Origin of the sequence: Nonomuraea sp. NBC_00507 (genome assembly GCF_036013525.1) — a bacterium.
Lineage (GTDB): Bacteria > Actinomycetota > Actinomycetes > Streptosporangiales > Streptosporangiaceae > Nonomuraea.
Genome location: NZ_CP107853.1, coordinates 2,777,889 through 2,790,793, shown reverse-complemented (window position 1 = coordinate 2,790,793; position 12,905 = coordinate 2,777,889). Strand labels below are relative to the sequence as shown.

The window sequence follows — 12,905 nt, the reverse complement described above, 5'->3', positions numbered from 1 at the left end:
TCCGCCGCCCGGCACTGATCCGCAGGTAGAAGATCCTGGTGAACTGGTGGCCGGACCGATCAGGTTTCGAGAAGCACCGGTCACCGAGCCGCAGCTAACGTGACGGCATGGACATCACCATTCACACGACCGTCCTCCCGCACGACGACCCGGACGCCTCCCTGGCCTTCTACCGCGACACCCTCGGCTTCGAGGTTCGCACCGATGTCGGACACGGCAAGATGCGCTGGATCACCGTCGGCCCCGTCGGCCAGCCCGGCACGTCCATCCTCCTGGCGCCGCCCGCCGCCGACCCCGGCATCACCGACGACGAGCGCCGCACCATCGCCGAGATGATGGCCAAGGGCACCTACGGCTGGATCCTGCTGGCCACCCGGGACCTCGACGACACCTTCGAGAAGCTGCAGGCCCGCGACGCCGAGGTCGTCCAGGAGCCGACGGAGCAGCCGTACGGGGTTCGCGACTGCGCCTTCCGCGATCCCGCGGGCAACCTGGTCCGCATCCAGGAGGTTCGCTGAGCCGTTCAGCGGGGGCGGTGATGGCTCACGCGGACCGGATCATCGACCTCGGTCCTGGCATCGGCCAGGACGGCGGCCGGGGCGTCTTCGAGGGCACACCCGCCGTCTGCTCCACCCTCACCGGCGAGCACCTCGCCATGCAGCCCAGGTGCTCGCGGACATCGATGAAAGGTGTTCTCTCATGTGTCATCCCTCATGGGGACCCGCACTTACCGCGGCACATCGCCTGAGCGACCTTGCGCGACTGCGTCGCGTCCGCGATCGGATCGACCGGGAGTACGCGCAGCCGCTGGACGTGGAGGCGCTCGCCCGGGGCGTGAACATATCGGCCGGGCACCTCAGCCGCCAGTTCCGGCTCGCCTACGGCGAGTCGCCGTACTCCTATCTGATGACGCGGCGCATCGAACGCGCGATGGCTCTGCTGCGGCGTGGCGACCTCAGCGTCACCGACGTCTGTTTCGCGGTCGGCTGCTCGTCACTGGGCACCTTCAGCACGCGCTTCACCGAGCTGGTCGGCATGCCGCCCAGCGCCTACCGGCACCGCGCGGCGGGCGCTGCGTCGGGGATGCCGTCATGCGTGGCGAAACAGGTGACCCGACCGGTCAGGAATCGTAGAAGCGCCGATCATCGAGCCGCACCTGGCGTGCCGGCTATGACTTCCATCGAATCCCTCACCCTCGAGATGGCCTGACCTGAACGCGAACACCGGCATCCAGACCGCCCAGCAGGGCGCCGAAATCAGCCGAAGTCATGGGAATTCACGCGTCACAACGGGCGCAGGTGCTCGATCGTGACGCGGTGCTGCTCGGTCAGCCGCTGGGCGATCAACGAGCGGTGGCAGGCCTCGGGGTCGCGCTCGACACAGAGCAGCGCTGCGGTCCCGCTGCTCGGCAGCGCCGACACCATCGGCGTGAGGTCGGCCTGGTCGAGGATCTCGGTGGTGTAGCGGCGGGCGTACTCGGCAGCGAGCTCGCGGCGCGAGCGCTTGCCGACCCCTTGGCGGTCATCCTCGGCGTACTGGAGCCGGCGTAACTCGGTGGTCGGGGCGAGCTCGAGGTGGTGCTCGTAGGCGATCCGAGCATGGGCGAGGGCCGCCTGCAGCCGGCGTGAGTTCGCCCAGGCGTACTCGGGTCCGCGGACACCGCGGCGCTGGCGTACGTCGATCAGCAGACGAACGTCCGCGTGCCGCAGTCGTTGCAGGAAGGACTCGCCGCCGAAACCATAGACGCCGATGGTCACCATCCTGAGCACCGGAAATCACCCACCTGCCTCCTGCTCGTGCCGCCCGCCTCCGGCAGCACTGCCGGAGGCGGCGAGGTCGCATCACGCGACGGCGGTCCCCTCAAGCTCGACCATCAGGTCGGGGATCGCCAGCCGTGTCACCCCGAGCATCGTGGTGGACGGTGCCACCCCGGCGGCGCCCAACCGCGACGCCAGCACGCCGTAGTGCTCGAAGAGCCGATCGACGTCGGTGGTGTAGACGTTGAGCCGGACGAGGTTCGCCAGGGACATGCCGGCCTCGCCGAGCAGGGCCTCCAGGTTGTCGAGGCTCAGCGCCAACTGCGCCGCCATGTCATCGGCATGCTGGGGCTTGCCGTCGCCGCTCATCGCGGTCTGCCCGGCGCAGTACAGGGTCCGGGTGTGCCCGGAGACGATCTCACCCTGGTTGTACCCGAGCTCCACCGACCACGCCCACGGGTTGACCGTCGTTCGCTCCATTGCCGCGTCAGCTCCATTCGATTCGTCGACATTTACGCAGGTCCGTCGGTTGATGAGCCTCCCAACAAATCACGACATCCTGTGTCGTGTATTTCGATAATGTTCTTCGTATGCGCGCCGACCGGTTGGTCTCGCTGGTGCTGCTGCTGCGCCGGCACGGCCGGCTGTCCGCGGCCGCGCTGGCCCGCGAGCTGGAGGTGTCCACCCGCACCGTGCTGCGCGACATCGAGGCGCTGTCCGCAGCCGGCGTCCCGGTCTACGCCGAACGCGGCCGGCACGGCGGTTTCGCGTTGTTGCCCGGTTTCCGGACCGAGCTCACCGGACTGAACCACGACGAGGCCCTTGCCCTGCTGGTCGCCGGATCGCGGCGCGGCGCGCAGGCATTCGGCCTCGGCTCGGCGCTCGCTTCGGCGATGCTCAAGGTGGTTGACGCGCTGCCCGAAAGCTATCGGGACACCGCGGCCGGCGCGGCCGAGCGATTGCTCATCGACCCGGAGACCGACCTCCTCTCGCGTCGGCTGGTCGATGAGGAGGTGCCTGACGCCATAGCGGCCGAGGTCCTGCGCGCGGTGTTCGCCGGACACAAGCTGCGCATCCACTACGCGGCTGTGGACCAGGCCCCGGAGTGGCGCACGGTGGACCCGATCGGCCTGGTCACCGTACGCGACCGGGGCTACTTGCTGGCCACGAGGTCCGGCGCGGACCGTACCTACCGGCTGTCCCGGGTCTTGGCCGCCAAGGAACTCGCCGAACCCGCACAGCGACCGAACCGGGTCGATCTGGACCGGGCCTGGCAGGAACGCAGCACGCGGTTTCGGACCGGCGGCGACCAGGTCACCGTGCTGGTACGGGTGAACCCGGCGCGGCGGGAGGATCTGGTGGGCACCGCTCTGGCCGTCCTCGCCGAAGAAGCCGACTCAGACGGCTGGCTGCGGCTGGAGGTGACCTTCCAAGATCCGAGACACGCCGAATGGGCGCTGTGGCAGCTCAGCACGAACGCGGAAGCCCTGGCCCCGCAGTGGCTGCGCGACTCCCTGCGCAACCGCGCAACCGCGATCGCCACCCGCTACGGGGTGTCATCCTGAGAGTTGTCATCATTGGGGCGGGATCGCTGCCGGCACCGTGTCGGAGAACTCGGCGCAGTGATCGGTGGTCAGAGGGCGCCAACCACGTTCGACTGACCGGTGGCATTGCTCGGGGTTGTCGCCTGCGCTGGTGAACAGGGCAGTCAGCAGCGGCACGCCGTGGGCGAGCGCTTGACCCGGCAATGGGCCGGTCGCGACCAGCGATGCAAGTCCATGACCGATGGTCCAGCTCTGCGTAGCCAGCTCCAGCGGGTCGATGTCGTCACGAAAGCGACCGGCGGCCGTCGCCCTTTCGACGCCGCGAACCAGACAGTGCAGCGTGTCATCTGCGGCCACGGCGTCCTCGAGCTCGAATCCGGCGTCGAACATGACCCGGTAGAGATCGGGACTGGTCAGGGCGTTGGACAGGTACGCGGCGCCGAGGGCGGCCAGATCCCGCACGGGATCCTCCGACGGCGAGACTGCGGCGAGCCGGGCCGCCAGGCGAGTGAATCCCTCCTGCCGCACGGCTTTCCACAGGCCGTCCATGCCGCCGAAATAGGTGTAAACGGCCATGGACGAGACGCCGGTTCCGGCCACCAGCGAGCGGAGCGTGACCGGCTCCCGGACGGCGAGCATCTGCGCGGCCCGGTCGATCAGCAGGGAGCGCACAGCCGGGTCCTTCACCCTCACCATGGCACCATAATACATAGCATTGCTATGTTTTGGGGAACGCCCAACCATCTGTGCTGATTCAAGGAGCGGACATGGCCGTGACGCTGGTCAACCCCGACGGACTACCGAAACCCGACGTCTATCGCCAACTGTCGATCGCCACCGGGTCCAAACTGGTGTTCCTGGCGGGCCAGGTGGCCCGCGATGCCGAGGGCCGGCGAGTCGGCGAAGGAGATCTGGCCGCTCAGGTCGAGCAGGCCTACCTCAATATCGGCACCGCGCTGGCCGGGGTCGGCGGATCCTTCGACGACGTGGCCAAGCTGACCATCTACGTCGTCGACTGGGCACCCGACAAGATGCCGCTGCTGGGAGAGGGTGTCGCGCGGGCAGCCGCGAAGCTGGGGGTCGATCCGGTCAAGCCGATCACGCTCCTGGGAGTCGCGGCGCTGGGCGAACCCGATCTGCTGGTCGAGGTCGAAGCCACCGCCGTCATCGACTGAATCGGGCACCCTTGGGACACCTCCGCCGACCTCCCGTGTCGGCGGGCGGTGTCCGCCTCCCCTCCTGCGGTGTGCTCGCCGAGTACACCGCGTGCCTCAAGGCCCCGGAGCTCGTGCACCGGCTGCCGGGATGCGGCCTGGGCTCACAGCGGCAGCTCCAGCGTGATGGTCGTCCCGTCGCCGGTTGATGAGGCGAGGTCGTACCGCCCTCCCCATGCTGCGGCGCGGGCGCGCAGCTCGCCGCGGTCGAGAACCTCCCGCGAGCCGAGCCCCAACCCGTCCTCGCACACGGTCAGCCTCAACGTGTCCCCGGCGGTCAGCGCCACCGACACGTACGTGGCCCGCTCCACGGCGGAGAGCGCGTCGACGAGCACCGAGAACGCGAGGCCGGCCACCTCGTCGGGCACGACACGCTTGGGCAGCGCCCACACCTCGACCGGGATCGCCGTGTGCTTGCTCCAGCCGGCCACGAACGCCTCCACCGACTCCCGCAACGTGCGGCCCGTGACGTGCGACGGCTTCCTGACCAATTCCGACACCGCGGTCATGACACCCCCTCTTTCCCCTATGGGACCAGAGTCGTGGAGCATCCTTTGAGCCACATGGTGATGGGATGAGAGTCACATGAAACATGCGGGCGACCGGGTGATTTCACGGGCGAGAAGTGGTTGCCCGGGAATCCTGGTACCGCGCACGGAGAAGAGGTATCAGCGCGGGGTGAGAACGCAGAACTCGTTGCCCTCCGGGTCGGCGAGGACCGTCCACGGCACGTCGCCCTGACCGAGGTCGACGTCGGTGGCGCCGAGAGCCCGCAGCCGGGCTACCTCCGCCGCTTGATCGTCACCGAGGTACGGCCGGAGGTCGAGATGGATACGGTTCTTCACCGTCTTCACGCCGGGTGTCCGGAGGAACTCCAGATACGGCCCTACCCCCTTGGCGGAGCGCAGCACCGCATGATCGTCGGTCACCTCGTGCAGAGTCCAGTCCATCGCCTCGCCCCAGAACCCTGCCATGGCCCGCGGATCCACGCAGTCGACCACCACCGCAGCAATCGGCCCGGTGTCCTGATACTTCGATCGAGGCTCCAGCACGCAGAACTCGTTGCCCTCCGGGTCGGCGAGGACCGTCCACGGGACGTCGCCCTGACCCACGTCGGCGGGCGTCGCCCCGAGATCCCGCAGGCGGCTGACCAGGTCCGCCTGATGGGCCGCAGACGTGGTCGCGAAATCGAGGTGCACGCGGTTCTTCACCGTTTTAGGTTCCGGAACGGCAACGACGTCGATGTAGACGGCGACGGGGTCCGGATAGACGAGGCCCACCGGCTCGACGTTGGTCACGCCGGGCCCCTCGCTGGAAACACTCCAGCCGAGCGCCTCCGCCCAGAACCGACCCACTGCGGAGTCATCCCGAGCATCCATCGCAATCTGAACGAGCCGCGTCGCCATGCCGCCAACCCTATGCCTCCGTACAACTTGTATTGATGGGGCGCGATTCATAACAGCCACGCGCCGGGAAGTCAGGCGCCGGTGAGAATCGTCCATCCGTGGGCGGGCACTAGACAGGGGTCTTCTGGCTGCCCGCCTCCCGACGTTTCGGCGATGGCAAGCCCGGCCGGATCTACTGGGAATCGGTACGGCTCCGTACCCACATTGAGCAGCGTGACGAACCTGCCGTCGCCGCCATCGGCTTCGAGCGCGACGGCCGTGTTGGTCAGATGACGCACGGTGGTGCGGGCCCGTACCAGCCACGGGTGGCGGCGCCGCAGCCCGATCAGGCGCTGGTGCAGCCGATACGCCGGCCACCCCGCAGGGTCCAGCTCGCCGGGACCGGGCGGGAAGGCGGGCCGGATCTCGTCGTCGCCACCCAGCCGCTCCTCCTTCACCCCTTGGAAGGCCTGCTCGTCGCCGTAGTAGACGCTGGGCAGCCCACCCACGGTGAACAGTACGGCGAGCGCATGACCGAGATGTCGCTCGTCGTCGAGCCGGGTGGCCAGCCTGGTCACGTCGTGGTTGCCGGTGAACGTGAGCGGCACGAAGGAGGCGAGCAAGGCGTTGTGCCGGTCCAGGGCCCAGGCGAGCTCGAAGAAGTTGCGATCGTTCAGCGAGCTCCAGATCGCCTTCCACAGCTCGTACTGGGTGACGGTGTCCAGCCCGCTCTCGGCGACATAGTCTGCGTAGTCGCCGTGGATCATCTCGCCGGCGATCCAGGCGCCGGGGTGGAGTGGGCGCAGTTGCGCCAGTGCCTTGCGCCAGAAGACAGCGGGCATCGCGTACGCGGCGTCCAACCGCCACCCCGACGCGCCGCGGCTCAGCCAGTGGTCCATGACCCGTACGACATAGTCCAGCACGTCCGGGTGGTCGTGATTGAGTGTCACGAGCCCGTGGTGTCCTTCGAACGTGCGGTGGCCGGACCCCTCGGGCACGAACCAGTGCGCGAAGCGCGGATCGCCGAACTTCGGGTGCCCCCGGCCCACGTGGTTGAACACACCGTCCAAGACGATCCGCAGGCCGCGGTCGCGGGCGGCGCGTACCAGGCGGTCGAAGTCCTCGTTGTCGCCCAGCCGGGCATCGATGCTGAAGTGGTCCAACGTGTCGTATCCGTGCGTCTCGGACGCGAAGATCGGGCCCAGCAGCAGGCCTGAGCAGCCCAGCTCGATGGCGTAATCCAGCCACGGCTCCAGCCGCAGCAGGCGGTGGCGCACCTGGGCGCCAGGCGGCAGGGCCGCAGGCTCGGCGCCGGCGAAGCCCAGCGGGTAGACATGCCACCAAATGGCGTGCTCGATCCACGACGTCACGCTAGTGAGCGTATCTCAGTAGCGGGTGTAAGGTCGACGCATGCCACGAACGGATCGGCGGCCCCGCCAGCGGCTCGGCGAGGATGCACGCAGGCAGGCCATCCTGCGCGCCGCGGGGGAAGCGTTCTCTCGCGCCGGGTACGACCAGGTGTCGGTGGACCAGGTGGCCGAGGCGGCCGGAGCGTCCCAAGCCCTGGTGCATCGCTACTTCGGCAGCAAGAGCAGCCTCTACCTGGCCGTAGTCGAGGCCGCGGTCGCCCGGCTGCTCGACCGGCAGCGTGCCGCCGACGCCGCCCTCGGTCCCCGCGCGCCGGCCCGGGACCGGCTCGCGGCGAGCATCCGGGTCTATTTGGACACGGTCAAGGAATGGGGTGCCGGCTGGCGCGGCCCGTTCCTGGCGCCGAGCGGCGAGCCCGCCGAGGCCGCCGCCATCCGCCTCCGCATCCGGCAGACGTATGTCCGCCTCCTTCATGAAGTGCTCGAGTTGGACGACGCGGAAGGGGTGGACTACGCGCTGCACGGATATCTAGGCTTCCTGGACGCCGCCTGCCTTGCCTGGTCGAAGGCCGGCTACCCGGACTCGCATCGCCGCCTGCTCACCAACCAGGCCCTATCGGCCCTCGACAGCGCCCTCCACCCATCCACCCTTGTCTAGGCCTCGTCCAGGTCGGTTCGCAGCATCTGATCGATCAACGCCATGAACGGATCCAGTTGCGACGGCCGGGGCGACAACGACTTGTGCGCCGCGGACCACACCGACGCCAGCGCAGCGCGGTGGAGGTGTCGTACGGGATAGTCCGCGACTACGTCGCCAAGCTTCGCCCGCAGATCCGATAAGAGGCGGGCCGGGGCGCCGGCGGAGGTTTCATCGAGCAGAGCCACCGGTCCGGGAAAGGCTTCTCCACGGTACGGAAGCCCACGTTGTGCTTGCCTCAAACCACGATGGCACGAGCTCAAGGTCCGATGTCACAGGACACAGACCGTCAAAGTGAGCATGCCGGACGAAGCCCTCGCGGCGGGGTCCCCCTACACGCCGACGATCTGGCCCTTGTCGTTGATACCCATGGCGACCGTGGCCGGCGCCCGCGGGAAGTCGATGCGGGTAAAGGGCCCACCGACGCCGCGGGCCAGTAGGAACCCGTGCTGGTCCAGGCCGTCCTCGGCGGTGCTGTAGGCGCCGACGATCTGCCCCGGTCATTGACCGCGTACGCCGAGGTGCGCACCGCTCGCGCTGCGCCGGCTACCGGTATCCCCGCTTGAGCAGGTATTTGGCTCCGGCCTCGAAGCCCTCGGGGCTGAGCAGCTCGAACCCGAAGGCGTCGGCGAGCCGGTTGGTCGTGTTGAAGGCGGCACAGACCGCCAGCGCGTCCTTGACCTGCTGGGGTGAGACACCGGCGGCCAGCACTTCCCGCATGTCCTCGGCGCCGACCTTTCCCTCCCGGGTCAGCTTGCCGAGCATCCGCAGCGTTGCCCGCAGCGGCTCCTCGACGGGGGCCGATTCCAGGTCGGCCAGCACCGCCGCGACCCGTGGCCCATCCTGGGACGCCTGCCTTGCGGTCGCGGTGTGCGCGCCGACGCAGAACGCGCACTCGTTCACCTTGGACACGTAGGCCGCCATCAACTCCCGGTCGCCTACCGACCAGGCGGACGGCCCGCGCATCGCCTCGTGGGTGAGCTCCTTGGCCCGGGCGCCGTAGAAATCGGGCCGGTAGAAGACCAGCTTGGCGGCGTCCGGCACCGGGTGCCCGGAGAACAGCCGGATGAGCGCGAAGAGCAGCTTGGTTCCGGGGCCGTAACCGTGGTTGAGGATGTCAAGGCGCATGATCCGGCCTTCCGTTGGCGGTCGCTTCGGCCAGGGCGGCCAGTCCCGCTTCATACAGCCGGGCGGACTGACCCACCGCGGCGCATACCACCAACTCGAAAACCTGGTCCTCGGTGCAGCCCGACACCTTCACCGCGGCAAAGTCCTCCGCAGTGACCTGCGCCGGCCTGTCGGCGACCTTGCCGATCAGCGCGTCCAACGGCGGGGTGAGGCCGTCGTTGCCGAAGGCACGCGCTCGCTGCTCCGCAGATGCCCGGCCCTCCCTGTTCAGGACGCGATCCACCAGGGCTCGGTGCGCTGCTCGCTTCTTGTCTTCTTCCGGCACGGCGCCCTCCGCCTCCTTTGCAGTCTGGGGCTATCTGCCCTCATGTATAAGACGATTGGCGCGCCGCCGAACACGACACGGGCCGAAGGCCAACCACAGAGCAACGCCCGAGCGTGGGCCTTGGCCGCGCGCTGTGAAGGCGCCCGGACGCCGGCGCTCGCGCGTCGTCATCGCCGCCGCGGCCGGCGCCCGAATCGACTACCTGGTCACTGCCGCCTGGTCACTGGCGGCGGTGGCCACGATTTCACCACGACGAGCAGACCCGCCGTGACCGCCCCACAGGCGTGCAGGCAGAGCGTCGGGACAATGCCGAGCCGTTCGCCGAGCACGCCCGCCAGCGCCATCCCGAGCAGCGACGTGGCGGCCTGGGCGCTGATGAGCAGCCCGAAGACGGCGCCCAACCGGTCATCGCTGGTGACCGTCTGGGCGAATGTGGTCAGCCCCGCCATCGCTGCCGCGGCCGGTATCCCGGCCAGGCCGATCAGCGCGATGGCCGGCCACAGTTCACGCGTCAGGAGCGGATAGGTGAACAGCGCCAGGTCGGCCAAGCCGAAAACGACCGTCCCCCACCCCAACAGCACCCATGGCGTGGCCTTTCCCGGGCGGGCGGCGAGCGCCAGGCCGCCGGCGATCCCGCCGACCGCCTGCGCCGACAGGAACAGCCCGTACGCGTCCCCATGCCCGCCGAGCACATCGGCCACGAACGGTGCGGCGAGCGTCCCGAAGATGCCCTCGCCCAGCCCTATGATCACCATGTACGCCACCAGCAGGCGCACGCCGCGGTTCGTTCTGACCAGCTGTAGCCCAGAGACCCACTGCCCGCCCACCGTCTGCCCGCCCATTGTCGTCGCGACCGCGGCGCGGGCGGGCGTCCCCAGGCGGGCCAGCAGGAGCGCGGAGATCAGGAAGCCGGCCACGCCGATCCCGACGACGGCGGCCAGCCCGCCCGCGCCGACCGCGACCCCGCCCGCGAGCGCGCCCAGCAGCCTGGCGGCCTGGCCGCTCTGCCCGTGCAACGCGTTGGCCCTGACTAGCTGCGAGGCGGCCACGATCTGTGGCACGAGGGCTTTCTGGGCGGGGAACAGGACTGTGCTGAGCACGCCCGTCCACAAGGCGACGGCGTAGACGATCCACACCTGACCCGGCTCGCGTACCGCCAGCAGAGGCAGCAACCCCATCGCGAGCAGCACGTCCGTAATCACCAGCAGCCTGCGGCGGTCCCATCGGTCGGCGAGCACCCCCGCCAGAGAGCCGAGCAGGACATCCGGTAGGCGGCCCGCCAGCAGCATGGCGGCGCTGGACAGTGTGGACCCGGTCAGTACGTAGACGTGATACGCAAGGCCGGTGCTGATGACCCAGTCACCGGTCTGCGAGATCAGCCCGGCCGAGAGCAGCCGCCGGTAGTTCCGGTTCCCCCCGACCAGGCCCCGGATCCCGCCCAGCGCCTCACCTGTCGACTTCGCCGGAGCGCTCGTGGCCTCCCCCGCCGCTTCCTCTCCCGGCAGGGTGGCGTCTCTGGCGTCAGTCACCGGTGCCGGTGGTCGGGAGCGGAACCAGGAGGGTGGTCAGCAGGACGGGCCGGGCCCCCTCCGGCCGCTCGGACGGGTCGGCGATCCGCGCCATCAGCGGCTCCAGCAGCCGAGTGAACGCGGCGTCGAAGGAGGCGAGTTCGTCGGGTGTGACGTAGAGATAGGAGTTGCCGATCCCACCGACCGTCCGCCACGCGTCCGGTTCGTCCGTGCGGCGCTCCTGCCATTCGGCCAGCCGCGACAGCGCCTGTTCGGCGATGACCTGTTCCAGCAGGCCGCGCGCGGCCGAGGCCTCGGGGGTCGACTCGGCGTCGGACCACTCCTGGGTGAGTGATGTCGCTTTCCATGGCCGTTCCCGCTCGTCACGCGCCTCGGCCTGCTCCACGAAGCCGTACCTGGCGAGTTGCCGCAGGTGGTAGGAGGCCAGTGCCTGGCTGATGCCGACCTCGCGGGCGGCGTCCGCGGCGGTCGTGGCTCCGGCCCGCATCAGCAGCTCGTGCAGTGCCAGGCGCACGGGATGGGCAAATGCCCGCATGGCGGCCGGGTCGTCGAGCACCCGTCGTGGCCGCCTCCTCCAGGATTCCAAAGACATGCTTGGAATCTTTGGTCAACAATGAACGGATGTCAAGGGAACCTTTGGAATGCGATACGGACCAATCAAAGCGTGTTGGATGCGTGAGATGCACGTACCGATCAGGCTGCCTGGGCGGAGCAGGGGGTTGTGCCACCCAGGGCAGCTCTACGACTCGGATCTGCAAGGCGATCCAGCGGTCCGGCAGGCATGTTGTCCGTTGACACATGTGGTGTTCGTGGAGGCCAGCAACGGCGGTGTGAAATCTCTCGCTGCGGCCGCGGGTGCGGTGCATCCTCCCCGATGTGGCCGACGAAGCAGCACGGCGAACACAAGCCGAGTCGAGGAAGTCGTTAGCACGTACCCGTCTCACTGCCAGGAAGCAGCAACCGCCTAACCTGCGCTAGTTGGATCGCCGTCGACCTCATTCACCCCCCGTGTAAAGGCCAGCGGAAGGAAACCATAAGCGCGCTCCGCCACAGTTGAGCCATCGAAACGAACACGACCTGGTTCCACCAGGACGTGAGCTGAAGAGGAGAACCACGATGGGAACAGTCCGCTCGCAGGACGGCACCATGATCGCATTCGACGAGTACGGCCCGGCCGACGCGCCGGCGATCGTCCACGTTTACGGCGCCACCGCACACCGCGCAGTACAACCCTCTCCGGCCGCGATCGCCGACGTCGCCGGCGGTGACCTCCGAGTGATCGTCTTCGACCGGCGGGGACGTGGCGAGAGCGGCGACACCGAACCGTACGCCGTGCAGCGTGAGATCGAGGACATCGCGGCGCTCATCGCCCACGCCGGCGGCCGCGCCACCTTGCTCGGGGAGTCTTCGGGTGCCGTGCTGGCCCTCGAGGCCGCCCGCGCCGGGCTGCCTGTCGACGGCGTGGTGATGTTCGAGCCACCGTTCGTCGTCGACGACCAGCGGCCACCGGTGCCGGCCGACTACCTCCCGCGGCTGGACGCGCTCATCGCCGAGGGCCGCCAAGAGGAGGCGCTGAAGCTGTTCACTGTCGAGGCCGTCGGCATCCCTGAAGAGTGGCTCGGTGGCATGACCGCCATGCCGACCTGGGAGCCCGCGATCCAGGTCGCGCCTACTCTGCGCTACGACGGGCGGATCATGGAAGGGCTGATGGCCGGCGACCCGGCCGCCCTCCAGCGCTACGCCGACGTCACGACGCCGGTGCTCGTGCTCGTCGGCGAGCAGACCTTCCCGTCCCTGCCACCGGCTGCGGCCGCGATCGCCGATGTGCTGCCCAAGGGCGAGCTGCGACAGGTTCCCACCGCCGACCACACCCTCACGGCCGACGCGGTGGTGCCGGTGCTGCGCGAGTTCGTGGCTGGGCGCTGACCTGGCCGCACAGGCGGAGGACCCTCGCCTGAT

17 protein-coding genes are annotated in these 12,905 nt (G+C 69.0%); 6 read left to right on the top strand and 11 right to left on the bottom strand.

Translation table 11 applies throughout. From position 1 onward, the window contains the following. The first annotated feature begins 107 nt into the window (after positions 1–107). Together OHA25_RS14215 and OHA25_RS14210 are read left to right on the top strand one after the other, a co-directional pair. Positions 108–518, top strand: coding sequence for a VOC family protein (locus tag OHA25_RS14215; RefSeq protein ID WP_327588026.1), 411 nt, complete (start codon positions 108–110; stop codon positions 516–518). Between the two features lie 181 nt (positions 519–699). Next, positions 700–1,209, top strand: a complete 510-nt coding sequence (locus OHA25_RS14210) for a helix-turn-helix transcriptional regulator (protein WP_327590976.1) — start codon at positions 700–702, stop codon at positions 1,207–1,209. A gap of 74 nt (positions 1,210–1,283) precedes the next feature. Here the strand turns inward: OHA25_RS14210 and OHA25_RS14205 are convergent, their stop codons facing one another. Both OHA25_RS14205 and OHA25_RS14200 read right to left on the bottom strand, forming a co-directional pair. Continuing rightward, positions 1,284–1,760, bottom strand: coding sequence for a DUF488 domain-containing protein (locus OHA25_RS14205; RefSeq protein ID WP_327590975.1), 477 nt, complete (start codon positions 1,758–1,760; stop codon positions 1,284–1,286). An 81-nt stretch (positions 1,761–1,841) separates the two neighbouring features. Then, positions 1,842–2,237, bottom strand: coding sequence for a RidA family protein (locus OHA25_RS14200; RefSeq protein WP_327588025.1), 396 nt, complete (start codon positions 2,235–2,237; stop codon positions 1,842–1,844). Positions 2,238–2,347: 110 nt separating this feature from the next. On the opposite strand from OHA25_RS14200, the gene OHA25_RS14195 reads away from it, so the two are divergent. Further along, entirely contained in the window at positions 2,348–3,322 is a 975-nt protein-coding gene (locus OHA25_RS14195) for a helix-turn-helix transcriptional regulator (RefSeq protein WP_327588024.1), read from the top strand. Positions 3,323–3,331: 9 nt separating this feature from the next. Here the strand turns inward: OHA25_RS14195 and OHA25_RS14190 are convergent, their stop codons facing one another. Then, entirely contained in the window at positions 3,332–3,997 is a 666-nt protein-coding gene (locus OHA25_RS14190) for a TetR/AcrR family transcriptional regulator (RefSeq protein WP_327588023.1), read from the bottom strand. 71 nt (positions 3,998–4,068) lie between these two features. On the opposite strand from OHA25_RS14190, the gene OHA25_RS14185 reads away from it, so the two are divergent. Further along, positions 4,069–4,476 carry a RidA family protein gene (locus OHA25_RS14185; protein WP_327588022.1) on the top strand — a complete coding sequence of 136 codons (408 nt, stop codon included), beginning with the start codon at positions 4,069–4,071 and terminating at the stop codon, positions 4,474–4,476. A gap of 143 nt (positions 4,477–4,619) precedes the next feature. Here the strand turns inward: OHA25_RS14185 and OHA25_RS14180 are convergent, their stop codons facing one another. From OHA25_RS14180 to OHA25_RS14170, 3 genes are all read right to left on the bottom strand, one after another. Next, positions 4,620–5,024: a hypothetical protein gene (locus OHA25_RS14180; protein WP_327588021.1), complete on the bottom strand. Its 405-nt coding sequence runs from the start codon at positions 5,022–5,024 to the stop codon at positions 4,620–4,622. 159 nt (positions 5,025–5,183) lie between these two features. Next, complete coding sequence (locus OHA25_RS14175) at positions 5,184–5,921, bottom strand: VOC family protein (protein ID WP_327588020.1); 738 nt, start codon at positions 5,919–5,921, stop codon at positions 5,184–5,186. 71 nt (positions 5,922–5,992) lie between these two features. Beyond that, on the bottom strand, positions 5,993–7,270 hold the full coding sequence (locus OHA25_RS14170; protein WP_327588019.1) for an alpha-amylase family glycosyl hydrolase: 1,278 nt from the start codon (positions 7,268–7,270) through the stop codon (positions 5,993–5,995). A gap of 40 nt (positions 7,271–7,310) precedes the next feature. Here OHA25_RS14170 and OHA25_RS14165 point away from each other — a divergent pair, with 40 nt between their 5' ends. Continuing rightward, a complete protein-coding gene (locus OHA25_RS14165; protein ID WP_327588018.1) occupies positions 7,311–7,925 on the top strand; it encodes a TetR/AcrR family transcriptional regulator in 615 nt (204 codons plus the stop codon). Here the strand turns inward: OHA25_RS14165 and OHA25_RS14160 are convergent. The 5 genes from OHA25_RS14160 to OHA25_RS14140 form a co-directional block, all read right to left on the bottom strand. Further along, complete coding sequence (locus OHA25_RS14160) at positions 7,922–8,152, bottom strand: hypothetical protein (RefSeq protein WP_327588017.1); 231 nt, start codon at positions 8,150–8,152, stop codon at positions 7,922–7,924. The genes OHA25_RS14165 and OHA25_RS14160 overlap by 4 nt on opposite strands. A 358-nt stretch (positions 8,153–8,510) precedes the next feature. Continuing rightward, entirely contained in the window at positions 8,511–9,092 is a 582-nt protein-coding gene (locus OHA25_RS14155; protein WP_327588016.1) for a carboxymuconolactone decarboxylase family protein, read from the bottom strand. Next, positions 9,082–9,417 carry a hypothetical protein gene (locus tag OHA25_RS14150; RefSeq protein ID WP_327588015.1) on the bottom strand — a complete coding sequence of 112 codons (336 nt, stop codon included), beginning with the start codon at positions 9,415–9,417 and terminating at the stop codon, positions 9,082–9,084. The genes OHA25_RS14155 and OHA25_RS14150 overlap by 11 nt, the downstream gene beginning before the upstream one ends. Before the next feature lie 206 nt (positions 9,418–9,623). Then, positions 9,624–10,946 carry an MFS transporter gene (locus tag OHA25_RS14145; protein WP_327588014.1) on the bottom strand — a complete coding sequence of 441 codons (1,323 nt, stop codon included), beginning with the start codon at positions 10,944–10,946 and terminating at the stop codon, positions 9,624–9,626. After that, on the bottom strand, positions 10,939–11,538 hold the full coding sequence (locus tag OHA25_RS14140) for a helix-turn-helix domain-containing protein (RefSeq protein ID WP_327588013.1): 600 nt from the start codon (positions 11,536–11,538) through the stop codon (positions 10,939–10,941). The genes OHA25_RS14145 and OHA25_RS14140 overlap by 8 nt, the downstream gene beginning before the upstream one ends. A 524-nt stretch (positions 11,539–12,062) precedes the next feature. Here OHA25_RS14140 and OHA25_RS14135 point away from each other — a divergent pair. Then, entirely contained in the window at positions 12,063–12,872 is an 810-nt protein-coding gene (locus OHA25_RS14135) for an alpha/beta fold hydrolase (protein ID WP_327588012.1), read from the top strand. Positions 12,873–12,905: the final 33 nt, after the last annotated feature.